Below are 21,494 nucleotides of genomic sequence, written 5' to 3'. Positions count from 1 at the left end.
CCAAAGTACCCGCCGAAGAAAAGACACCGCTTTTCGATACAGAAGTGTATCCGCTCTATTGTGCTGTCTCGCGGTGGACACGGTGTTACGGTGATTTTGCCAACCCACATAAGGAGCCCCGATGTTTCCCGTCACAGATGCCGAACGACAAGCCGCCTTGATGTACCTGCCCCCGGTGTTTTATGTGCCGACAGCCCGGCTGAACGGACCAGACGGACCGGAGATCGAACTCCGGCATGTCGATGACAACGAGATCGCCCTGATGGTCTACACCGCCAGGGATAGGCTGCACCGTTGCTGTGGCGATTTCCAGCGGTGGGCGATGGTTCCGGCCGGGAATCTGAAAGAACTGCATCGCAGACTGCCCTTCGACAAGATCCTCACGGATGTGGAGATACCCGAGGAGCTCAGGTACGACCTGGAGGACCTGTTATGAGCGACTACGCGGTCGAGTTCGACGCGGCGATGGCGATGAGCGCCCAGCATGCCGAGAGCCGTGATGCCCTGGATGCCTTCGGTGCGAGCGCACCTACCGATGTCGATGGTGGTGATGGAACCGCCTACCTGCTGTCCATGCTTGCCGGAATCAACCGGGACACCGGAGCCCTGGTTGACATTCTGAATACTGCCGCGCACCAGATGGCGGTCACCGTTGACCTGTATCGAGGGGTCGAGGAGGAGGCCGAGCAGGTGTTCAGGGATCTGGGAGATCAGATCTGATGGGCGGCGGGGCATTCGACACCTACATCGCCGGTGAGCGTGCAGCAATCGACGATGCCGGGCAGTGGCTCAAATCGCTGCGAGCCGCCTACGCTGAGGCCGCCGATGACACCCACAGCGTGCGCTCGAAATCGAACTATGTTTGGACCGGCCGAGCCGGGGACGCCTACCGGGACTTCAACAAGGATCTCACCAAAGCACTTGATGAGATGAAGGATCGTTCCGCGAGGGCCGAGGATCTCTTCTTCTCCTACGCCCAGCAGCTGGCCTGGCGGCAAGAAGAAATGCAGGAGCATCGCGACAAGGCGATACAGGGAGATCTGGTGGTCGACGGCACCTGGATCAACGCTCCCGAACCGGTGGTGTGCCCTGCCCGGCCCCCTGACCCGAAGGCGTCTGCCGAGCGGCGCGCGCAGTACGGCGATGTGATGCGAGCCTACGAGCGGTACTGCGAGCAGTTGGATCTGTTCTTAGAGCTTGAGGAGAAGACCGCGAAGACCTTCAGGCGGCTGGAGGATTGGATCGAGATCAATCTGGCCGGGGCAGTCGAAGAACTCAACGCGGACAGCCTTGCCACGATCATGGGAACCGCCCTGTCGCGTCTCGGGCTTGCCGTTTCCGCAGGAAAAAGCTCTTTCAGCTCCCGGGCGGTCGATCTACGAGACAAGGCCACGAAGAGAGCCACCGAGGCCGCCCGCCGGGCCTCCGGTAACCCGGCAGTGAGATCTGGGCAGTATGACCCGAATCCTGCCTCGGTGCAGAAACGGGCCGAGGCTCATCCGAACGCAGTCCGCGCGGGCAGGGCCACCGACATGGCCAAGAGATTTGGCCGCATCGGTACCGCGCTGACCATCGCAACCGCTGGACTGGAGATCTCCCAAGGAGCATCGCCATCTGGTGTGCTTGTCGGTGTCGCCGGAGGTATCATCGGAGGCACCGTAGGGATGCCTGTCGGACAAGCTCTCGGAACTTCCGCAGTCGGTCTTATCGGCGCAGTGACAGGTCATGGCCCCGGCGCCGCTGCCGGGGCCATGGTCGGCGGGGTGGCGGGAACGGTTATTGGTTCGATGTTCTGCTCTTGGGCTGCGCGGTCTGCTTATACGAGTGTTATTCCGCAGCAAGTGCGCGAACTCATCGATGAGGGCATGAAAGACGCATGGGGCACCATCACCAGCTCCGACCCACCCGAGACCATCATCGTCAGCGACACCCCAGAAAGCCGCCACTATCGATGACACAAAAAATCACACTCACCATAAAACCACCACCCGGCACCAAAAAACTACCAAAGCCTCCACTTAAATACTTAGTGATAGCATTCTCTTTCAGCACAGCATCGCTAGCATTAGGATTTTGGGATTACGGAAGATCCAACAACTTTGGTTCCCTTCGTTTCGCAGGATCCATGGCATGCACCTTATTGTCCATGTTCATTGTTGGCTTGTCCTTGTGGCTCAAAAAAGATTGTCGATTGGAAATCTGCCGAACCGCAAACGAGCTTCAATCCCAAAACAGAATCAAAATACTTTTATCCTCTGCCACAATATCCCTCGTCAGCACATTTTTGATTCTCAACCCAAAAAATGCCAGTGCAGTATCTTTACTATGGTGGATCATGATGGGGATCACAAGCATTGGTTGGAGTCTATTTATAGCTTTAGCAGTAATTTCGGGAGCGCGTTTTTGCACGGTTCTTTCTGATCGCGGTATCAGAATACATGTGCTTTTTCGGAGTGACAGGGTCATCTTGTGGGATGATTGCCCGGAACCGTACATGATCTATCCACAAATCCTTGCTCTTTTGGTCGGCGGCAAGGTAATTTATGTATTAACCGGTTTTGAGGCGACGGATCCGCGGATTATGGCTGCTCTTATCAACTACTATCGCACCCACCCAGAACACCGACACGAACTCACCACCGGAGAAACCATCACCCGACTCACCACCGGACGCCTACCCATCGACTGGACCATCACCCCACAACCACAAAACCAGAAGAACACATGAACCCACACCCAAACCTCCGGCAAGAACACCCAAAAACTCAATACCTGACTCTCAACCACACGAACGTTATTCCATCGATAGACGAACCCATCGATGAGAGCGTGAAGAACGCATGGGGCACCATCACCAACTCCGACCCACGAGAGACCATCATCGTCAGCGACACCCCAGAAAGCCGCCACTACCGATGACACAAAAAATCACACTCACCATAAAACCACCACCCGGCACCAAAAAACTACCAAAAGTTCCAGCAAAAACGCTACTCTCAGCGCTTACCCTCATCGCGGCATCGTTAATATTCGGACTTCTGGGATACCAAAAATCTGATGACTTCAGCTTCCTTCGCATGGGAGGATCCATGGCATGCACCTTTTTGTCCATGGTTTCTTCTGCTGCAACTTTTCAATTCAGGAACGACTATAGATTCAAAGCTCGGCAAGATGCGGCAGGAATTCACTTCCAGAAAAGAATTGGAGCAACCTTTCTCGCTGCCACGACATCCGCTACCGGAGCAGCGCTGATCTTCAACCCCGAGAACATCAAAATTATTCATATCTCATGGATTGTATTAATAGGATGCGTAAATATTATTTTGAGCGGATATTTAATTTTGTTAACAATTATAGGACGACAGTCAGATATTATTTTTTCTCATCAAGGTATCGAAATACATGTTCTTTTTCGGAGTGACAGGGTTATCTTGTGGGATGATTGCCCGGAGCCATACATGATCTATCCACAAATCCTTGCTCTTTTAGTCGATGACAAGGAGATTTACGTATCAGCCGCCGCTGAAGGGATTGATCCTCGGATTATGGTTGCTCTCATTAATTACTATCGCACCCACCCAGAGCACCGACACGAGCTCACCACCGGAGAAACCATTACCCGACTCGCCACCGGACGCCTGCCTATCGACTGGACCATCACCCCACAACCACAAAACCAGAAGAATACATGAACCACACCCACATCACCGGTAAACACCCCGAACCTCAATACCCGGTCCTCAGCCTACTTACACGAGCATTACTCCACAGATACGCAAACCCATCGATGAAGGCATGAAAGACGCATGGGATACCATCGCCAGTTCCGACCCACCCGAGACCATCATCGTCAGCGACACCCCAGAAAGCCGCCACCACCGATGACATAAAAAATCACACTCACCATAAAACCACCACCAGGAACCAAAAAACTACCAAAATTTCCACTCAAATACTTACTCGCATTATTTGCCTTCAGCGCAGCACCGCTATTACCGGGATATCTGGAGTACGAAAAATCCAACAATCCCGGCTTCCTCCGCTTCGGAGGATTTATGGCATGCACTTTTTTATCCATGCTTATTGTCGGTCTTTTCTTTTATTTCAAAAGAAACTTTCGATTCGAATTTCGTCAAGCATCAAACGGGGTTCAATCCCAAAACAGAATCGAAACATTTTCGCTTTCAGCCACAGCATCCCTCGTCGGTACACTTCTAATTCTCAATCCGGAAAACGTCAGCGCAATATCTTTGCCATGGATAATTGTGATGGGAATCACAAGCATTGGTTGGAGTCTATTTATAACTATATCAGCAATCGCAGGAGCGTGCTTCTATACGGTTCTTTCTAATTACGGTATCAGAATACATGTGCTTTTTCGGAGCGATACGGTCATCTTGTGGGATGATTGCCCGGAGCCATACATGATCTATCCACAAATCCTTGCTCTTTTGATTGATGACAAGGAAATCTGTGTGGCAACCGGCTCTGAGGCGACCGACCCTCGGATCATGGCTGCTCTCATTAATTACTACCGCACCCACCCAGAACACCGACACGAACTCACCACCGGAGAAACCATCACCCGACTCACCACCGGACGCCTACCCATCGACTGGACCATCACCCCACAACCCAGCACATCACCTGGATTCAACGGGTCATAAGACCAGGACAACTACTAGATGTCAGGAGTCTGCTTGTTCTCCAGATTTCTCTTGTGGTTCGCCTGCCATCGATTCAAAGATTTCCTCGACATCGAACCCGGTTATCGCACGGATTTCTTTCCAAGACAGCAGAGAATTTAATCCCATGTCTTCGGCAATCTTTTTCGATTCCTTTTCCAGTTCACTCCGCATTTCAGCCACCATATCGGCACGCCATTCCTCGGAGAGTCCTGCCTGAGTCCTCAGGGTATCGAGAACCTGCTCATGGCCAGCAGCCTCGACCGCATCATGCAAGGCTTCAGCACCAGATAGCGGCCTGTCGGCCTCCAAGAATTCGTCAACCACCTGCCATACCGCCTTGTCCCCGGTCTGTGCGGCACGAGCCGATGCGGCCATCCTCGGATCATCCCCGGCAATGAGTTCCTCTAACCACAGTCGGGTCTCCCTGCCCTCCGGATCATTGCGTTGTCGCATCTTTTCCAAGCGACGTCTTTCATGCGGTTTCACCAGTCTGCTCCCAGATCCGGACCCGATGTTAAGAGTGCGCCAGCCAGTGCACAGAAAGTGACGAATCCCTGTAAAATCAGTAGTGCTTTGCTGAATGTCTTGCTGATCGCCTTGATGATGGCGATGGCCAAGCCGAACAGCTTCTTTAGGGCCTCCCACACGTGGTTCTCACCAGTGAAGATCCCAGTGACCATGTCCAAGCCCACAGCGATGGCATCTCCGAACTTGTTCAGGATGGTCTTCGCTTCGGCAAGAAATCCCAAGACCTCACCCGTCAACGTCTCGATGTCCTTGAGCAACACGTAGGAAGCCATTTGCCAAGCATCGTAGCTTTCATGAGCCTTCTCCCAGATTTCTTGAAGCCCATCCAGTTTGTCGGCAGCACCAAAAATCCTATCCCTCGCGGTGTCTGCACTTTCCCCTTCCCACTTGGCTTTCGTGGAGAACTCCTTCGCATTGTGACACATGAATCTCTGCATCCACCCTGTGTGGTCGGCAAACTTCTGGAAGATGTCAGCGATTTCTCCTAAAGCCTTCCAGTCACCAGCAACTGTGAACCATTTTTCCAAGTAATCAGTGGGTTTCTCACCGAAGATCCAGCCCAGCAGCTCATCCAGTGCATTGACCAAAGCGACCTCGCCCTTGAGCTCCTGGGCCATGGTGAGGATGTCGATGACCGGCCCGTACAGGAAAGGGCCACTCGCCTTGGGGCCATCGGTGAGACACATGTCAGAAGGAAGTTTATCCTCAGACCCCGGACCGTGAGGCATCCCACCAGACGACATACCGCTGTCGTCGTCACCCTGCTCGACGCCTGAGAAGATATTCCGTACCTGATCGACGTTGCCCTCCTCGGTCTTGCGATACATGGCGGCACTCTCGTGCAGGGCCTCGGAGATCTTGGTGATGTGAGCGTCCAGCTTCTGACACTGCGCAGAGACGTTGGGTGTCATCTCGCCGATGGTGGGCAGCATCATGCCCGGTAAACCGGTACTGGCTTGAAATGCCCTTTTATCGACGGCTTCACGTTGCCAGTAGTCGGATACCTTGTGAGAGTCTTTCGCCAATGTGGCGTATGTGTTCCCCACAGCGTCCAATCCTGCGGTATCGTAAGCGATGTCTCCAGTCATATGCTTCCTTTCACGTCACATGCACTAGCAGGCTAACCTGCGCAGGGGTCAGCACGAACGCGATAGCAGAAAAGACGGTAGCGCTGCGGCTGCAACTGAACTTCCCAAAGACGTGCATGATGGGCTCGCACATGCACTCCACAAGGGTCTTTTTCTTTTATGGAGAGGACCCATCACCTATGCCGCACCGAAATCCCCTATCCGGGTAGTGGCCTGGCCGGGCTGATACCCGATGCACCAGGAAAACCGAAGGGCCATAAGCGCATTCCCGGTTTCCTACGCCATGCGAAAACCAGGCTGGTTAGTCCACCGAGGAAGATCACCGCGGAGACCCACGAGTTCACCCGGAAAGCACCGATGTGGTTGACGGTGTCAATGCGTAGGGCCTCGATGAAGAACCTGCCGAAGGTGTACCACACGATGTAGGCGAGGAAGAGCTTGCCTCGTCCACAACGGAACCGTTTCTCCACCCACAACAGCGCTAGCCCACCAGTGAAATTCCAGACCAGCTCGTAGAGGAAGGCCGGATGATAGGTGGCGTAGGATTCGTAGCCTGTCGGCCGGTACGCGGGATCGATCGCTAGTCCCCAGGGCAAGTCGGTCGGTCGTCCGAAGAGTTCTTGGTTGAACCAGTTACCCAGCCTCCCGATGCCCTGGGCGAACAGCAGCCCTGGGGCGATGACATCGGCCATCTCACCGAAGGCCAGCCCACGACGTCGGCACATGATCCACGTGGCCAACCCGCCAACTATTACCCCACCCCAGATACCCAAACCGCCGTTGCGGATGTTAAGGGCCTGCCAGGGATTACGTCCAGGAGCGAAGTAGAGCTGGCTGTCGGTGATGACATGGTAGGCCCTGGCACCCAAGACCCCAGAAAGCACCATCACCAGCACCAGGGAGTCGAAATCCTCCGGTTTGCCTCCCCGGGCTGCAAACCTGCGACGACACAGCCGGGCCGCAACGAAAATGCCGATGAGAATGCAGACGGCATACCAGCGGATCTCGAATGGTCCGATAGAGAAACCGACCGAATCTGGTGATGGGATCTGGAGCAGATTCATCAGTTTGTCCTCCGGACCCCTGCCGCAAGATCGGAGACCAAGCGCCGCAACCCTCCCATGTCATTACTTCCCCGGCGCTCTGCTTCAATCAAGCACTTCACCAGGGCCGAACCTACGATAACCGCATCGGCGAAAGAACCGACCTCGGCGGCCTGGTCGCCATCGGAAACCCCGAGACCGACACCCACCGGAATCGACGGATCAATGGCACGAGCCCGCTCGACGATGACCGGTGCCGCCGCAGAGGTCGTTGCCCGGGCACCGGTGACCCCCATCACCGAGGTGGCATACACCCAGCCTCGGCAAGCAGCCATGGTCATCGCGATGCGTTCATCGGTGGACGACGGCGCAATGAGAAAGACCCGGTCCAAACCATGGACGTCGGAGACGCCCACCCACTGCTCTGCCTCCTCGGGGATGAGATCCGGGGTGATCAGCCCGGCCCCACCAGCATTGGCCAGGTCCCGTGCAAATGCCTCCACCCCATGCCGTTCCACCAGATTCCAATAAATCATCACCATCGGTACGGCTCCCGCAGCAGCCACCGTCTCAACGGCGGTAAACACATCTGCGATGCGCACCCCACGCTGTAGGGCTCTGGTGGTGGCGTGCTGGATGGCGAGCCCGTCCATCATCGGATCGGAATAGGGCATTCCGATCTCGACAATGTCCACGCCAATCCCCTCGCCTTCGACAAGGGCCTTCATCGCATCAAGTGAACCGGACACCGTTGGGTAGCCGACGGGTAGGAAACCGATGAGCGCTGAACGGTTCTGCTGCTTCGCCCGGGTCAGAACGTGCCCGGTAATTCCCAGCCGAGGATCGATGTTCATGCAAATGCTCCCGTCGTCGCGTCGGCCACGCCGTCGATCCCGAACCACTTCATGGCCGTGTCGACATCCTTATCCCCCCGCCCGGACAGGCAGACGACGAGCAGTGGGGACAGCTGTGGGGATGTGGCGGCCAGTCGCAGCGCCAGCCTGCGCGCCCCGGCCAGCGCATGAGCAGATTCGATGGCGGGCATGATGCCCTCGGTGCGGCACAGCAGTTTGAAGGCGTCCATCGCCTCGGCATCGGTGACCGGTTCGTAGATGGCCCGTCCCTTGACTGCGAGTAGGGCATGCTCGGGCCCGACCCCCGGGTAGTCGAGACCTGCGGAAATCGAATGGGATTCCACGGTCTGTCCGTCGTCGTCTTGGAGGATGAAGGTCCGGGTGCCGTGCAGCACCCCCTGGGAACCGCCGGTGATGGATGCGGCGTGGCGTCCGGTCTGCAGCCCATCACCCGCAGCCTCGAACCCGTGGAGGGCAACTTCCGGGCTATCAATGAAATCAGCGAACATCCCGATGGCGTTCGAGCCGCCCCCCACGCAGGCGCAGACCGCGTCGGGCAGCCGCCCGTACTGTTCCAAGCACTGGGCCCTGGTCTCGGTGGAAAGAACTCGCTGGAATTCCCGGACCATCTTTGGGAAGGGGTGCGGTCCGGAAGCGGTGCCGATCATGTAATGGGTATCGGCAACATTGGTCACCCAGTCACGCATCGCCTCATTCATTGCGTCCTTGAGAGTGGCCGAACCGGCCTCGACGGCCACCACCTCGGCGCCGAGAAGTTGCATCCGGGCTACGTTAAGCGCCTGCCGCTCGGTGTCCATCCTGCCCATGTACACCCGGCATTCCAGTCCCATCAAGGCTGCGACGGTGGCCGTCGCCACTCCGTGCTGGCCCGCCCCAGTCTCGGCAATGATCCTGGTCTTGCCCATCCGCTTAGTCAGCAGGGCCTGACCGAGCACATTGTTTATCTTGTGGGAGCCGGTGTGGTTCAGGTCCTCGCGTTTCAGCAGGATCCTCGCCCTCCCGCAATGTTCAGAAAAGCGTTCGGCGAAAGTGAGCAGGGACGGCCGGCCTGCGTAGTGCAGTTGAAGGTCACGAAGCTCGGCGAGAAACACCTCGTCATGGATGGCCGCCTCAAAAACTTCGGCAAGTTCGTGGATTGCTGCCTGGAGGGCCTCGGGGACAAAAATTCCCCCGAACTGTTCGAAATGTCCCCGGGAATCGGGCATCGTGTGGGTCATCTGGATTCCTCGCGATCTGCGGCTGCCACCAGCTCGCTGATGGCCTGTGCGGGGTGTGCATGGGTGACCAAGGCCTCGCCGACCAAGATGACGTCGGCTCCTGCCGAGCGCACCCTGGCGGCATCCGCCCCCGTGAGGATGCCGGATTCGGCGACTTTGACCACCTCATCAGGCAGATGGCTGACGATCCGTTCGAAATTCGCCACATCCACCTCAAGGGTCTTCAGGTTACGGTTGTTGACGCCGACCAACTCAGCCCCGGCGTGCACTGCCCGCCGGGCCTCGGCCTCGTCGTGCACCTCCACCAGGGGAACCATGCCCAGATCAAGGGCCAACCGGTGCAACCGGTCAAGTTCCGCATCATCCAGGGCAGCGACGATCAGCAAGGCGAGATCCGCACCATGGACACGGGCCTCCCACAACTGATAGTCAGTGACGATGAAGTCTTTGCGCAGCACAGGCAACCCGACCCGTTCGCGCACCGCGTCCAGATCGGCCAGACTTCCGTTGAACCGCCGCCTCTCGGTGAGCACCGACACGGCGGCTGCACCACCGGCCTCATAAGCAGCGGCTAACTGGGCTGGATCATTGATGGATGCCAGTGCTCCCTTCGATGGCGAGGCACGCTTCACCTCTGCGATGACCGAGAGCTGGTCGTTGCGGAATCGTCGCATTGCATCGCGCGGAGCTGGGGCCGCCGCGACAGCGGCCTCCAGATCGGTCATCGTGCAGGTGAGCATGCGCCGGGCCAGATCCTGGCGGACCCCAGTGATGATTTCGTCGAGAACAGTGCCCATGCGTCACTCCTCCTCGCCGATGGCCAGGTTGCGGATCTGGCCCGCACGAACCACCGCCCCCAAGACTGCCTCCGCCTTGTTGCGGGATTCGAGATCCTCGGCTGCGGGCACCGAATCGGCCACCACACCGGCCCCGGCTTGTACATAGGCAACCCCGTCGACGATCACCGCAGTACGAATCGCGATGGCCGCATCAGAATCACCGTCGACGTTGAAATAACCCACCACTCCACCGTAGGGACCCCGGCGCGAGGTCTCCAACTCGTCAATGATCTGCATCGCGCGCACCTTCGGCGCCCCCGAGAGAGTCCCCGCCGGGAAACAGGCCATCGTGGCGTCCAGCGCACTGCATTCATCGCGCAATCTCCCGGTAACCGAAGCCTCCAGATGCATGACGTGCGAGTAACGGTGCACCGACATGAATTCGGTCACTTGGACGGTCCCCGGCTGGCACACCCTGCCCAGGTCGTTGCGGCCCAGGTCAACGAGCATCAGGTGCTCGGCTCGTTCTTTCTCGTCGGCCAACAGCTCGGTTTCCATCCCCAGATCGGATGCCGGATCGGTGCCACGGGGACGGGTTCCGGCGATTGGGCGCGTGGTGGCTTGGCGATCCGACACGCTCACCAGCGCCTCCGGGGAAGAACCGACAATCGCGAACTCCTGTTCGCCATCGCTCAGCCGCAGCAAGTAGAGGTAAGGACTCGGGTTGGTCAGCCGCAGCTCGCGGTAAATCGCCAAGGCATCGGCATCGGTGTCCACCTCGAAACGTTGCGAAGGCACTACCTGGAAGATGTCACCGGCCCGGATGTATTCCTTGGCAGTTTCGACGACTCCTTCGAACTCCTCCTGGCTACGTTGACGACGAACACTCGGGGCAGGCCCCGCTGTACGAGTGGCGATCAATGAACGACGCGGCCCGGCCAGCACCCGGGCCATCCGTTCCAGCCTGGCGACGGCATCTTCCCACGCCTCGCTGGCCTGGGAGGGCGACACACAGTGGGTGTTGGCCACCAGCCACAGCTCACCGGTGCGGTGATCAAGCACCGCCATGTCCGAGGCCAGCATCATCACCATATCTGGCAGGTTCAGATCGTCCGGGTTCGCATCGCCGATGGACTCCAGCTGGCGCACCATGTCGTAGCCGAGGTAACCAACCATTCCTGCGGTGAATCCCGGCAGATCGGAGTCACGTTCTGTGTGCAGGTGCTCCAACGTGGCACTCAGCACATCCAGGGGACGACCGCCGGTGGGCAGACCGGGCGGGGGGGTACCGATCCACTGGCACCGATCACCGTGCCCGATCAAGGTGGCCGCTGCATTCACCCCGACGAAACTCCAGCGTGACCACACCCCCTGCTCGGCGGATTCGAAGAGGAAGGTTCCCGAACGCCCGCCACACAATTGTTCGTAGAGGGCTACCGGGGTCAGGTCGTCGGCCATCAGTCGGCACCGCACCGGAACCACGGCACGGTCCACTACCTGCGCGGCGAAATCCTCACGAGTGGGTATGACGATGCCCGGGTCAATCATTGGTGCTCCGTTCCTTCGTGACAGGTGACGCGAGAATCTCCCCACCGGTATCGAAACAGGAGTTCTCGCCGGTGTGGCAGGCGCCACCGGTCTGGTCGACGTGCAACAGCAGAGTGTCCCCATCGCAATCAATCTCGATTGTCCGAACGTACTGGGTATGCCCGGAAATCGCTCCCTTGCGCCACAGTTCTTGCCGGGAACGCGACCAATAGGTGGCTTGGCGGGTAGCCAAGGTGAGGGCGAGGGACTCGTCACTCATCCAGGCGACCATCAACACCCGTCCGGAACCGGCGTCTTGGACAACCGCCGGCACCAAACCGTTGGGGTCACGCTTCAACCGGGCTGCAACTGTGGGGTCCAGATTCATCAAGACAATTTTCCCATGATGATCTCACGCACCTTGGCGGCGTCGGCCTGGCCCTTCATCGCCTTCATCACCTGCCCGATGAGGGCACCGGCTGCCTGCACCTTTCCGTCACGGATCTTCTGAGCGACATCCGGGTTGGCAGCAATCACCTGGTCGACGGCGGCACCCAGCGCACCATCGTCGGAGACTACCGCAAGCCCGCGTGCCTCGACGACCTCACCCGGAGTTCCCTCCTTGGCGAGTACGCCGTCGATCACCTGGCGTGCCAGCTTGTCGGTGAGGGTGCCTCCATCGACGAGCGCCTGGAGCTCGGCCACTTGGTGCGCGGTGATGGCGAGCTCTTCGAGTGGAATCTCCGCCTCATTGGCACGCCGGGCCAGTTCCCCGCACCACCACTTGCGAGCAGCACCGGAGGTAGCACCGGCGGCGACGGTCGCCTCGATCAGATCGATCGCGCCCTCGGTGCCATTCACATCACGCATCTCCAGATCGGTAAATCCCCATTCACCTTGCAACCTGGCACGGCGGCGTCCCGGTTCTTCGGGAAGGCTGGCCCGCAGTTCGGCAACCCATTCCCGGGAGGGCGCGACGGGAACCAGATCGGGTTCCGGGAAGTAGCGGTAGTCCTCGGCCTGCTCCTTGGAACGCCCTGCGGTGGTGTAACCGGCCTCGTTCCACATCCGGGTCTCCTGCCTGACCCTCCCTCCAGCGCCGAGGATGGCCCCTTGGCGACGGATTTCGTAGGTGAGAGCGGCCTCCACCGAGCGCAGCGAGTTGACATTCTTCGTCTCTGTGCGAGTACCGAGTTCGCTGGATCCCTTAGGCATCAGCGAGACATTGGCATCACATCTCATGTTGCCCCGCTCCATCCGGGCCTGAGAGACTTTCAGGGCACGCATCATGTCGCGCAGGAACGACATATAGGCCCGGGCAACCTGCGGGGCCTTCCCCCCGGTTCCCCAAATGGGATGCGTAACGATCTCCATCAGCGGGACACCGGCACGGTTATAGTCCACCAAGGAGTGGTCGGCGCCCTGGATGCGACCGAGCCCACCCACGTGGGTGTTCTTGCCGGCATCCTCCTCCATGTGCACCCGCTCCACCGGGATGTGATAGCTCTGCCCGTCCACCTCCACATCGACTCCACCTTCGAAGCAGATGGGTTCGTCGTACTGGGACAGCTGATAGTCCTTGGGCATATCCGGATAGAAGTAATTCTTCCTGGCGAAGCGACACCACTCGGCGACCTCACACCCCAGGGACAACCCGATGCGGATGGCCGAAGCGACAGCTTCCCCGTTGACCACAGGCAGGGAGCCTGGCAGTCCGAGACATACCGGGCAGGTGTGGCTGTTTGGGTCCCCCCCGAAGGCGGTGGTGCACCCACACCACATCTTCGATGCGGTGTCGAGTTCGACATGCACCTCCAGACCGATGACCACATCGTAGCGGGCCATGACCTCGTCGTAGTCCATCAACTCGTCGGTCATCGAGTCACCTCCAAGGAGTCAAGGGAGGGGATACGTTCCAACAGCGGGCCTCCCCAGCGATCGGCCAGGGCTTCCTCCAAAGCGCCGCCCACACGGTAGCAGCGGTCATCAGCCATCACCGGGGCCATCACCTGCAAACCGACGGGCATATCGTCCTCGTCCGCCAGCCCGATCGGGAAAGAGCCCGCGGCATTACCTGCCAGATTCGAGGGAATGGTGCACAGATCCGATTTGTACATGGCCAGCAGATCGTCACTCTTCTCCCCGAAGCGGAAGGCTGTGGTCGGGGTGGATGGCGAGACGAGCACATCACACTGGGTGAAGGCTTGGTCAAAATCCCGAGAGATCAGAGTCCGCATCTTCTGCGCCGAGCCGTAGTAGGCGTCATAGTACCCGGCTGACAACGCGTAGGTACCCAGAATGATCCGGCGCTTCACCTCGTCACCGAAGCCGGCGGCCCGAGACAATCGCATGACCTGCTCGGCCGAGGTGATCCCGTCGTCACCGACCCGTAACCCGTAGCGCATGCCGTCATACCTTGCGAGGTTCGAGGAGACCTCCGCAGGCATGATCAGATAGTAAGTGGCCAGGGCGTATTCGAAATAGGGACAGGAAACCTCGACGATCTTGGCACCCAGTTCCCGGAGCAATTCGACCGCCTCGGCGAACCGAGCCTCCACCCCCGGGGCATATCCCTCGCCCCCGAGTTCGGTGACCACACCGATGCGCATGCCCCTCACATCGCGGCGCTGGGCAGCTGCCACCACATCAGGCACTGGAGCCTTGATAGATGTGGAATCCATCGGATCATGACCTGCCATCACCTGATGCAGCAAAGCGGTGTCTAAGACGTTACGGGCACAGGGACCGGGCTGGTCCAAGGAGGAGGCCATCGCGATGACCCCGTATCTGGATACCCCGCCATAGGTGGGTTTCACGCCGACGGTCCCGGTCACCGCGGCCGGCTGCCGGATCGATCCGCCGGTATCGGTTCCGGTGGCCAACGGTGCCTGGAAGGCAGCCAAGGCCGCCGACGACCCGCCCCCGGAACCACCAGGGATCCGATCAAGATCCCACGGATTGCGGGTCGGACCGAAAGCAGAGGTCTCGGTCGACGATCCCATCGCGAATTCGTCGAGATTGGTTTTGCCTAAAATCACCATGTCAGCTGCAATGAGCCGGTCGACGACGGTGGAGTTATAAGGCGGAATCCAGCCTTCCAGCATCCTGGAGGAGGCTGTGGTGGGCAGCCCTTGGTAGCAGAAGAGGTCTTTGACCGCGATCGGCACCCCAGCCAGCGCCGACAGTTCCTGACCGGAAGCCCGCTTGGCATCCACTCCCCGGGCAGTTTCTAGAGCTCGTTCGGTGCCCACGGCAAGGAAGGAGTTCACCACAGGATTGGTTGCCTCGATCCGTTCCAGGTGGATCCGGGTGATTTCCTCGGCAGATTGTTCCCCGGTCGCCACGCGACGAGCGAGTTCGGCTGCCGTGGCGTTGAGGGTGTCGTTCATCAGGCCTCCTCGTCGAGGATCCGGGGAGCACGGAACTGGGAGTCTTCGACAGCGGGCGCGCCGACCAGCATCGCCTCCGCGGGCCAGGACGGGGTGACGACGTCGTCGCGGAAGACATTGGTCATCGCGATGGCATGGGAGGTTGGCGGGATGTCCTGTTCAGCCACCTGCCCTACGACAGCGACCGATTCAAGGATTACGTCGAGTTGAGGGGCTAAGGCGGCCAGTTGGTCCTGCGACATCTCGATCCTGGCCAGATCGGCCAGCCGAGCGACGTCCTGCACACTGAGTGCCACGGGTTCTCCTTCCGCATCCGTGACCACCCAGGTGGTGGCACGGCCAGCGACACTGGCATCGTCCAGGTCGCCACCGGCCGACGCTCTCGTGAGGCGCCTGGCCAGAGCCAATCCTATCGGTGGCCATACCAGACTTGTCCCATGCGAGACGTTGTCTCCTGTCGACACACCGATCCAGTGATTCTCGCCGAATCCGTGACCGGCCCCGGTACTAGGCACCCAGGGGCCGGGACCGATCCTTCCGGCCGCCCATGACCACGCAATTGTGGCGGCCACGATGAAAGCCCGGTAAATCATCTTCGCCATCTAGTTGGCAACGAGTTGCATGATCCGCTTCGTCGTCATCGGGTGGGTGGCCACAGGGATGGTCGAGTAGTTCGGGGTCAGCCTCCCATAAGAATGGTGTAGAAGGTCCAACCCAGCCAGCACAAGGCGACGGTGATGCCAAGGCCCGCTCCTGCCACCTGCCAGCGGGCGCGGTTCTTCTCCCTTGTGGTGGGCACCCTGCTGGTGCCCCATTCCCCCAAACCCGGCTGAACGCGCACTGGGAGGTCACCGTTGATATTGAGGTCGGAGAAGAAATGACGCATGGCGACCATGCTACGCAAGCTCGGCCGATACGATTCCAGCCGCCCGGTCCAGCGTCTCGAAGCATCGTCCCGCATCTCCCAAGGCCCAGGAGGCCAGCCCGCACTCCGGAGTGAGCAGTACCGAATCATCAATGTGCCCGGGATCCATCGCAAAATGACGCAATGATGTGAGAACTCTTGCCGCGATCTCATCGTGCCCCGGGCACCGGGGTACGCGGGTATCGACAACTCCTGCGGCGAGAGCGCCTCCGGTCCCGATCCATTCCTCCAATACCTCGATCTGTTGTGGCTCGCCGGGCAACGGACAGGAAATACCGTGGAAACCACTTTGCTTCAGCAGGTCAAGCGGAACCGCTCCCCCGCAACTGTGCAACCAGGCACCGGGCACGCACACTTCACGCAACACCCGGATGATCTCCCCACGATCCGGTCTCCGGTAACGATGCATCCCGGAGGTGGTAGGCAGGGCTCCGCCGAGGACCCCCGCAAGAGCTGGCTCGTCGATCTGAATGATCAATTCGTTGGGGAATCTGCTGGCGAACCGTGCCACCAGCTCCCCGACTGCCTCCCCCATCCCTTGGGCAACATCGAGTACTGCGATCGGATCGGCAAGCACATGGTCCATGGTGGGGTGGGGCAATCGCAGACATGTCGCGAGAGTCCACGGGCCGGTGATCGCAATCTTCACCGGTGATTCCATGCCCTGGGTGAATTCGCCCTGGGTGAATTCCTCAAAATCATCGAAATCGTTGCGCCACCACCGCGCAGCCCTGCGGTGGGCGCCGTCTTGTTTCCGGGATAAACGCCACCCATCGAGGCAACGTTCCACCGGAAGCTCACTGAGCCCCAGAGCCCGCGAGATCATGTCAGAATCCGGCCGGGCAGGCAGTTCCGGAAAGGCCACCACCGATTGGGTGGTAGCCACGATCCGGGTAGCCTCGGCGAAACTAGTGCCGGGCATGGAGCCCACGCCGGTGGTTCTCATGACACACCCACCCCACGCCGGGCGGTCGTCGCGATGACGCAGGACCCGACCACCCGGTCATCGTCGTAGCACACCGCGTACTGCCCGGGCGCAACCCCCCTGAGCGGCTGCTCAGTGGCGATTTCCAGGCCCTCGCCGTGCGCGGTGATCGTCGCAGCCACGGGTGCCGCATGGGCGCGCACCTGCACCTGTCCACTCCATGACCCCAGCACCGGAGCCTGGGTCCATGTGGCGCGGATCCCAGTGAGCAGGTTGACCTCCAGATGCTCGGCGTCCCCCACGGTCACGGTGGCCGATGCCGGGTCAATGCCCACCACGTAACGCGGTCGGCCGCTGACCGAGGGGATTCCCAAATTGAGTCCCTTACGCTGACCGATCGTGTAACGGAAGATTCCTGCGTGATCACCTAGCCGGTTTCCCGCCATGTCGACGATCGGCCCCGGTGCCGCACCGAGCTTGTCAGTGAGGAATCCCGCGGTGTCCCCCTCGGGAATGAAACAGATATCGACGGAATCGGGCTTGTCCGCAACGAGCAGACCCAGCTGGGCTGCCTCGGCGCGCACCTCGGCCTTGGTCGAATCACCCAGCGGGAACAGCGAATGGACCAGTTGACTCTGGTCCAGGACCCCCAGCACATAGGACTGATCCTTGGCCGCATCGACCGCCCGGTGCAGTTCGATGACCCCATCGCCTTGCACAAGTCGTGCATAGTGGCCCGTCGCGACCGCGTCGTAGCCCAAAGCCATTCCCTTTTCCAGGAGGGCTGCGAATTTGATGCGCTCGTTACACCGCAGGCAGGGGTTGGGGGTACGTCCTGCGGCATACTCGTCGAGAAAGTCCCCGATCACCTCGTCGGCGAATCGCTGCGAGAAATCCCAGACGTAGAAGTCGATACCCAGTTTGTCTGCCACCCTGCGGGCATCGTGGGCATCGGCCAGCGAACAGCAACCCCGGGACCCGGTTTGCTGTGCCAGCGGCGTGCGTGACAACGCTAGATGAACACCGGTGACCTCATACCCGGCATCAATCAACCGGGCAGTGGCCACCGAAGAGTCCACTCCCCCCGACATTGCTGACAGAACTCGCACGCCGGTCAGTCTACGGATCGGATCAATCCACTCAGTTCCGCGGCACGGCGCGAGCCCGCTCCACCGCGGTCGGCAGCGCGGCGATCAATCGGTCCACGTCCTCACGCCGAGTGCTCCAGCCAAGGGAGATGCGCACCACAGCGGATGCCGCAGCCTCGTCCTGCCCAATAGCTAGCAACACCTCGGAGGGTCCAGTAACACCGGCCCGGCACGCCGATCCGGTGGAAACCTGGATTCCCATCTGATCGAGCACGAAGGTCACATCGGAGCCGACGACCCCGTCGAAGACCAAAGAGATGATGCCTGGTGAGACTGGGAACGCACCGATGACTCGACCGCCACAAGCACTCGCCGCCGCAGTAATGACATGGCGGAAGGCGAGCAGCCGCTTCGAACGAGTCTCGAACTCGATGGTCGCGATCGAGGCCGCCGATGCGAACCCGGCGGCCAGCATCACTGACGGTGTACCGGAGCGCACACCGCCCTCCTGACGCCCGCCCAGCCCCCATGGGCTGAGATCGATCCCGCGACGCACAATCAGCGCTCCGATACCCACCGGCCCACCTAGCTTGTGAGAAGACACTGACATCAGGTCAGCACCGCTACCGGAGAAATTCACCGGGATCGACCCGAAGGCCTGAACCGCATCGGTGTGGAACCATGCCCCCACCCGGTGTGCTGCCTCGGCTGCCCGATCAATCGGTTGGATGGTACCGATCTCGTTGTTCACCCATATCAGGGAGGAGATCGCGACGGTCTCGTCCAGTTGTCCTGCCCAGCGTTGCGGGTCGATGTGGCCGCTCGGCTCGACCCCGGCAACCCGAACCCGCTCGCCGAGTGCCTCGGTGACGGTGGACACCGACGGATGCTCAATCCCCGAGATGACCACCCGGGATCGCTCGGGAGCACGATGCGCGGCCGAGGCGAGCAGGGCGATCGAGTTGGCTTCGGAACCGCCCGAGGTGAACCAGACCTCGTCGGGTTCGGCCCCAGCCAAAGCCGCGAGATGTTCCCTGGCATCCTCAATGACCGCCCGGGCTGCCCGTCCGGCGCCATGCTGGGCCGATGGGTTGCCAGCCAGTTCGCGGGCCTGACCCATTACCTCCCAGGTACGGGGGCGCAACGGAGTGCTGGCGGCATGATCCATGTAGACCGGCGGGACTTGATCTAGGCTTTTATCCATCGTTCAAGGCTATTGCACAGCAAGGAGACCCATGCCCACCGAGATGGCCGCAACGCCCGGATGGCGCAACGGGGCGACGATCGACCAGGACGGATGCCGTTTCCAGTTGTGGGCCCCGGCTGCGAGCCGGGTGCAGCTGACCTTGTTGGATTCGGTAGGCACCCAATTGGCCACCGACATGGTCCGTTCGGGTGAACACTGGCGGCTGTTCGTTCCCGGGGTCGGGGCGGGGCGATATTACGGGTTCCGGGTGCATGGCGAGTGGGATCCGTCCCGCGGCCTGCGGGCTAATCCGGCGAAGCTCCTGTTGGATCCGTATGCGCGGGCGATCACCGGAGGGGTGCACCATGATGGCCCGATCCGCGACCATGGTTCGAACCTCCCGGCCTGGGCGGACACCCGCGACTCGGTCGGTCATGTTCCCTGGTCGGTAGTCGTCGCCGATTCCCCGCCACCACGTCCGATTGCCCGGCGACGCCCGATGAATCAGTCGGTGATCTACGAACTGCATGTGAAGGGATTTACCCAGCAGCACCCCAAGGTTCCGGTCCACCTGCGCGGCAGCTATCTGGGCCTGGCCTGCAAACCAGTCATCGAGCACCTGAAACGGATGGGGGTGACCGCTGTCGAACTGCTTCCAGTACAGGAGTTCTTGTCTGAGCAGTTCATCGCAGCGAAGGGCTTGTCCAACTACTGGGGATACAACCCAATCGGTTTTTTCGCCCCGCACGGCGCCTACTCGGCAACCGGCACCACCGGGGCCCAGGTAGAGGAATTCAAGGCCATGGTCTCGGCGCTGCATGCCGCAGACATCGAAGTCATCTGTGATGTGGTCTATAACCACACCGCAGAATCATCCCATCATGGGCCCACGCTAAGCTTCCGCGGCATAGACCAGGCGGGGTTCTACCGGTTAGACGGTGATGCCCATCATGATGTTGATGTCACTGGGTGCGGAAACTCCGTCGACACTTCCAATCCGGCAACACTCAACTTCATCCTGGATTCTCTGCGGTACTGGGTGCAGGAGATGGGGGTGGACGGGTTCCGCTTCGACCTGGCCACCGCGCTGATCCGCAACGAACACCACGGCGTCGACCGAAACCATTATTTCTTCGAAGCTATCGCCACCGATCCCATCCTGTCCCGGGTGAAGATGATCGCCGAGCCCTGGGACATCGGCATCGACGGGTATCAGCTCGGTGGCTTCGGGCGGGGCTGGAGCGAGTGGAACGACAAGTACCGCAACTTGGTGCGTGACTTCTGGCTTGGCACCGGGGGCATCCAGGAACTGGCGACTAGGCTTACTGCCTCTGCGGATGTCTTCGGCCACTCGGATCGCCCACCGTCGGCATCGATCAATTTCGTCACCGCGCATGACGGGTTTACCGTCCGCGACCTGGTGAGCCACGAGTACAAGCACAACTGGGCGAATGGCGAACTGAACCGCGACGGCAGCGACGATAACCGCTCAACGAACTGCGGGGTTGAGGGTGACACCGATGATCCCTCAATCAACGCGTTGCGCCACCGGCAAGTCCGCAACCTGCTGGGCACCTTGTTGGTCTCGCGCGGTGTGCCGATGCTGTTGGGCGGCGATGAGCTGGGACGCACCCAGCTGGGCAACAACAATGCCTATTGCCAAGACAACCAGAGTTCCTGGGTGGACTGGATCGGTGGGGAGTCCTGGCAGGATGTTCAAGAATTGGTGCACTCGCTGACCCAACTGCGCACCGACAATCCGTTGTTCACCCACGACGACTACCTATACCGGGTGGAGGTCACCGATGAGCGCGGTCGTTTCCTGGGACGCTACAACCTCGCTTGGATGAACGGTGGTTCCGGGGAGATGACTGATGCCGACTGGACCGATCCCAGCCGGCGGCTGATCGGTATGTACCTGTCGGACCGTTACCGTGCTCTGCTGGTGTGGTTCCACGCCGGGCACCAGTCGGTGCAGGTCACCATGCCTCCGGCTCCCTGGGGGTCCCACTACGAGGTGATCGCTACCACCGCGGAGCCGGGTGAACTCCCCCGGACCAGACTGTGTCCCGAGGAAACGCTGAGCCTGCCCCATCAGTCGCTGACCGTCATGGGGGTCGAGGTGATCACCCATGCCTCCGGGCTGAAGCGCCTGCCTCCGGCCCTACGCAAAAACCGTGGCGATATACCCGCTCATCCTACGATCCTGGGTGTATCTGGGCACGGTTCCCGGTAG

At 60.0% G+C, this 21,494-nt stretch carries 24 protein-coding genes; 7 read left to right on the top strand and 17 right to left on the bottom strand.

What is annotated here, in order from left to right:
* Positions 1-121: 121 nt before the first annotated feature.
* From HMPREF1531_RS09940 to HMPREF1531_RS09915, 5 genes are all read left to right on the top strand, one after another.
* Positions 122-436, top strand: coding sequence for an SAV_915 family protein (locus HMPREF1531_RS09940; RefSeq protein ID WP_016669823.1), 315 nt, complete (start codon positions 122-124; stop codon positions 434-436).
* Complete coding sequence (locus HMPREF1531_RS09935; RefSeq protein WP_016669822.1) at positions 433-720, top strand: hypothetical protein; 288 nt, start codon at positions 433-435, stop codon at positions 718-720. The genes HMPREF1531_RS09940 and HMPREF1531_RS09935 overlap by 4 nt, the downstream gene beginning before the upstream one ends.
* Entirely contained in the window at positions 720-1,955 is a 1,236-nt protein-coding gene (locus HMPREF1531_RS09930) for a hypothetical protein (RefSeq protein WP_016669821.1), read from the top strand. The genes HMPREF1531_RS09935 and HMPREF1531_RS09930 overlap by 1 nt, the downstream gene beginning before the upstream one ends.
* The gene (locus tag HMPREF1531_RS13385) at positions 1,952-2,728 is read left to right on the top strand and encodes a hypothetical protein (protein ID WP_016669820.1); all 777 of its coding nucleotides are present in this window, start codon (positions 1,952-1,954) and stop codon (positions 2,726-2,728) included. The genes HMPREF1531_RS09930 and HMPREF1531_RS13385 overlap by 4 nt, the downstream gene beginning before the upstream one ends.
* A gap of 187 nt (positions 2,729-2,915) precedes the next feature.
* Positions 2,916-3,692: a hypothetical protein gene (locus HMPREF1531_RS09915; protein WP_232210236.1), complete on the top strand. Its 777-nt coding sequence runs from the start codon at positions 2,916-2,918 to the stop codon at positions 3,690-3,692.
* A gap of 158 nt (positions 3,693-3,850) precedes the next feature.
* On the opposite strand, the gene HMPREF1531_RS13720 is transcribed toward HMPREF1531_RS09915, so the two are convergent.
* Both HMPREF1531_RS13720 and HMPREF1531_RS14325 read right to left on the bottom strand, forming a co-directional pair.
* Positions 3,851-4,078, bottom strand: a complete 228-nt coding sequence (locus HMPREF1531_RS13720; RefSeq protein WP_156860243.1) for a hypothetical protein — start codon at positions 4,076-4,078, stop codon at positions 3,851-3,853.
* Between the two features lie 72 nt (positions 4,079-4,150).
* Complete coding sequence (locus tag HMPREF1531_RS14325; protein WP_269593314.1) at positions 4,151-4,285, bottom strand: hypothetical protein; 135 nt, start codon at positions 4,283-4,285, stop codon at positions 4,151-4,153.
* A gap of 139 nt (positions 4,286-4,424) precedes the next feature.
* Here HMPREF1531_RS14325 and HMPREF1531_RS13715 point away from each other — a divergent pair, with 139 nt between their 5' ends.
* Entirely contained in the window at positions 4,425-4,667 is a 243-nt protein-coding gene (locus HMPREF1531_RS13715) for a hypothetical protein (RefSeq protein ID WP_036897707.1), read from the top strand.
* A 21-nt stretch (positions 4,668-4,688) separates the two neighbouring features.
* Here HMPREF1531_RS13715 and HMPREF1531_RS09905 read toward each other — a convergent pair whose 3' ends face one another.
* The 15 genes from HMPREF1531_RS09905 to HMPREF1531_RS09835 form a co-directional block, all read right to left on the bottom strand.
* Positions 4,689-5,063 carry a hypothetical protein gene (locus HMPREF1531_RS09905; protein WP_156860242.1) on the bottom strand — a complete coding sequence of 125 codons (375 nt, stop codon included), beginning with the start codon at positions 5,061-5,063 and terminating at the stop codon, positions 4,689-4,691.
* A gap of 107 nt (positions 5,064-5,170) precedes the next feature.
* Complete coding sequence (locus HMPREF1531_RS09900) at positions 5,171-6,304, bottom strand: hypothetical protein (RefSeq protein ID WP_016669815.1); 1,134 nt, start codon at positions 6,302-6,304, stop codon at positions 5,171-5,173.
* A 197-nt stretch (positions 6,305-6,501) separates the two neighbouring features.
* Entirely contained in the window at positions 6,502-7,368 is an 867-nt protein-coding gene (lgt, locus tag HMPREF1531_RS09895) for a prolipoprotein diacylglyceryl transferase (RefSeq protein ID WP_016669813.1), read from the bottom strand.
* Positions 7,368-8,201, bottom strand: a complete 834-nt coding sequence (gene trpA, locus HMPREF1531_RS09890; RefSeq protein ID WP_016669812.1) for a tryptophan synthase subunit alpha — start codon at positions 8,199-8,201, stop codon at positions 7,368-7,370. Before trpA ends, lgt begins: the two co-directional genes overlap by 1 nt.
* Entirely contained in the window at positions 8,198-9,439 is a 1,242-nt protein-coding gene (gene trpB / locus HMPREF1531_RS09885) for a tryptophan synthase subunit beta (protein WP_016669811.1), read from the bottom strand. Before trpB ends, trpA begins: the two co-directional genes overlap by 4 nt.
* Positions 9,436-10,236, bottom strand: a complete 801-nt coding sequence (gene trpC, locus HMPREF1531_RS09880; protein WP_016669810.1) for an indole-3-glycerol phosphate synthase TrpC — start codon at positions 10,234-10,236, stop codon at positions 9,436-9,438. The genes trpB and trpC overlap by 4 nt, the downstream gene beginning before the upstream one ends.
* A gap of 3 nt (positions 10,237-10,239) precedes the next feature.
* On the bottom strand, positions 10,240-11,766 hold the full coding sequence (locus HMPREF1531_RS09875; RefSeq protein WP_016669809.1) for an anthranilate synthase component I: 1,527 nt from the start codon (positions 11,764-11,766) through the stop codon (positions 10,240-10,242).
* Positions 11,759-12,133 carry a phosphoribosyl-AMP cyclohydrolase gene (gene hisI, locus HMPREF1531_RS09870; RefSeq protein ID WP_016669808.1) on the bottom strand — a complete coding sequence of 125 codons (375 nt, stop codon included), beginning with the start codon at positions 12,131-12,133 and terminating at the stop codon, positions 11,759-11,761. The genes HMPREF1531_RS09875 and hisI overlap by 8 nt, the downstream gene beginning before the upstream one ends.
* A complete protein-coding gene (gatB, locus tag HMPREF1531_RS09865) occupies positions 12,133-13,623 on the bottom strand; it encodes an Asp-tRNA(Asn)/Glu-tRNA(Gln) amidotransferase subunit GatB (RefSeq protein ID WP_016669807.1) in 1,491 nt (496 codons plus the stop codon). The genes hisI and gatB overlap by 1 nt, the downstream gene beginning before the upstream one ends.
* Positions 13,620-15,134, bottom strand: a complete 1,515-nt coding sequence (gene gatA / locus HMPREF1531_RS09860; RefSeq protein ID WP_016669806.1) for an Asp-tRNA(Asn)/Glu-tRNA(Gln) amidotransferase subunit GatA — start codon at positions 15,132-15,134, stop codon at positions 13,620-13,622. The genes gatB and gatA overlap by 4 nt, the downstream gene beginning before the upstream one ends.
* On the bottom strand, positions 15,134-15,430 hold the full coding sequence (gene gatC / locus HMPREF1531_RS14200) for an Asp-tRNA(Asn)/Glu-tRNA(Gln) amidotransferase subunit GatC (protein ID WP_036899003.1): 297 nt from the start codon (positions 15,428-15,430) through the stop codon (positions 15,134-15,136). The genes gatA and gatC overlap by 1 nt, the downstream gene beginning before the upstream one ends.
* A gap of 383 nt (positions 15,431-15,813) precedes the next feature.
* Positions 15,814-16,020, bottom strand: a complete 207-nt coding sequence (locus tag HMPREF1531_RS09850; protein ID WP_156860241.1) for a hypothetical protein — start codon at positions 16,018-16,020, stop codon at positions 15,814-15,816.
* Positions 16,021-16,030: 10 nt separating this feature from the next.
* A complete protein-coding gene (locus tag HMPREF1531_RS09845; RefSeq protein ID WP_016669803.1) occupies positions 16,031-17,005 on the bottom strand; it encodes a hypothetical protein in 975 nt (324 codons plus the stop codon).
* Positions 17,002-18,093, bottom strand: a complete 1,092-nt coding sequence (gene mnmA, locus HMPREF1531_RS09840) for a tRNA 2-thiouridine(34) synthase MnmA (RefSeq protein ID WP_084669329.1) — start codon at positions 18,091-18,093, stop codon at positions 17,002-17,004. The genes HMPREF1531_RS09845 and mnmA overlap by 4 nt, the downstream gene beginning before the upstream one ends.
* Positions 18,094-18,124: 31 nt before the next feature.
* Complete coding sequence (locus tag HMPREF1531_RS09835) at positions 18,125-19,276, bottom strand: cysteine desulfurase family protein (RefSeq protein WP_016669801.1); 1,152 nt, start codon at positions 19,274-19,276, stop codon at positions 18,125-18,127.
* A gap of 31 nt (positions 19,277-19,307) precedes the next feature.
* Between HMPREF1531_RS09835 and glgX the strand changes: the two genes are divergently transcribed.
* Complete coding sequence (gene glgX, locus HMPREF1531_RS09830; protein WP_016669800.1) at positions 19,308-21,494, top strand: glycogen debranching protein GlgX; 2,187 nt, start codon at positions 19,308-19,310, stop codon at positions 21,492-21,494.

This window comes from Propionibacterium sp. oral taxon 192 str. F0372, assembly GCF_000413315.1.
Taxonomy (GTDB): Bacteria; Actinomycetota; Actinomycetes; order Propionibacteriales; family Propionibacteriaceae; genus Brooklawnia.
This window is presented reverse-complemented; position numbering and strand designations above follow the sequence as displayed.

Excerpts from the sequence above, each read along its gene's own strand:
- HMPREF1531_RS09940 (WP_016669823.1), top strand. The coding sequence starts at position 122 with ATGTTTCCCGTCACAGATGCCGAACGACAAGCCGCCTTGATGTACCTG.
- HMPREF1531_RS09935 (WP_016669822.1), top strand. The coding sequence starts at position 433 with ATGAGCGACTACGCGGTCGAGTTCGACGCGGCGATGGCGATGAGCGCC.
- HMPREF1531_RS09930 (WP_016669821.1), top strand. The coding sequence starts at position 720 with ATGGGCGGCGGGGCATTCGACACCTACATCGCCGGTGAGCGTGCAGCA.
- HMPREF1531_RS13385 (WP_016669820.1), top strand. The coding sequence starts at position 1,952 with ATGACACAAAAAATCACACTCACCATAAAACCACCACCCGGCACCAAA.
- HMPREF1531_RS09915 (WP_232210236.1), top strand. The coding sequence starts at position 2,916 with ATGACACAAAAAATCACACTCACCATAAAACCACCACCCGGCACCAAA.
- HMPREF1531_RS13720 (WP_156860243.1), bottom strand. The coding sequence starts at position 4,078 with ATGGATAAAAAAGTGCATGCCATAAATCCTCCGAAGCGGAGGAAGCCG.
- HMPREF1531_RS14325 (WP_269593314.1), bottom strand. The coding sequence starts at position 4,285 with ATGCTTGTGATTCCCATCACAATTATCCATGGCAAAGATATTGCGCTG.
- HMPREF1531_RS13715 (WP_036897707.1), top strand. The coding sequence starts at position 4,425 with ATGATCTATCCACAAATCCTTGCTCTTTTGATTGATGACAAGGAAATC.
- HMPREF1531_RS09905 (WP_156860242.1), bottom strand. The coding sequence starts at position 5,063 with ATGGCCGCATCGGCTCGTGCCGCACAGACCGGGGACAAGGCGGTATGG.
- HMPREF1531_RS09900 (WP_016669815.1), bottom strand. The coding sequence starts at position 6,304 with ATGACTGGAGACATCGCTTACGATACCGCAGGATTGGACGCTGTGGGG.
- lgt (WP_016669813.1), bottom strand. The coding sequence starts at position 7,368 with ATGAATCTGCTCCAGATCCCATCACCAGATTCGGTCGGTTTCTCTATC.
- trpA (WP_016669812.1), bottom strand. The coding sequence starts at position 8,201 with ATGAACATCGATCCTCGGCTGGGAATTACCGGGCACGTTCTGACCCGG.
- trpB (WP_016669811.1), bottom strand. The coding sequence starts at position 9,439 with ATGACCCACACGATGCCCGATTCCCGGGGACATTTCGAACAGTTCGGG.
- trpC (WP_016669810.1), bottom strand. The coding sequence starts at position 10,236 with ATGGGCACTGTTCTCGACGAAATCATCACTGGGGTCCGCCAGGATCTG.
- HMPREF1531_RS09875 (WP_016669809.1), bottom strand. The coding sequence starts at position 11,766 with ATGATTGACCCGGGCATCGTCATACCCACTCGTGAGGATTTCGCCGCG.
- hisI (WP_016669808.1), bottom strand. The coding sequence starts at position 12,133 with ATGAATCTGGACCCCACAGTTGCAGCCCGGTTGAAGCGTGACCCCAAC.
- gatB (WP_016669807.1), bottom strand. The coding sequence starts at position 13,623 with ATGACCGACGAGTTGATGGACTACGACGAGGTCATGGCCCGCTACGAT.
- gatA (WP_016669806.1), bottom strand. The coding sequence starts at position 15,134 with ATGAACGACACCCTCAACGCCACGGCAGCCGAACTCGCTCGTCGCGTG.
- HMPREF1531_RS09850 (WP_156860241.1), bottom strand. The coding sequence starts at position 16,020 with ATGCGTCATTTCTTCTCCGACCTCAATATCAACGGTGACCTCCCAGTG.
- HMPREF1531_RS09845 (WP_016669803.1), bottom strand. The coding sequence starts at position 17,005 with ATGAGAACCACCGGCGTGGGCTCCATGCCCGGCACTAGTTTCGCCGAG.
- HMPREF1531_RS09835 (WP_016669801.1), bottom strand. The coding sequence starts at position 19,276 with ATGGATAAAAGCCTAGATCAAGTCCCGCCGGTCTACATGGATCATGCC.
- glgX (WP_016669800.1), top strand. The coding sequence starts at position 19,308 with ATGCCCACCGAGATGGCCGCAACGCCCGGATGGCGCAACGGGGCGACG.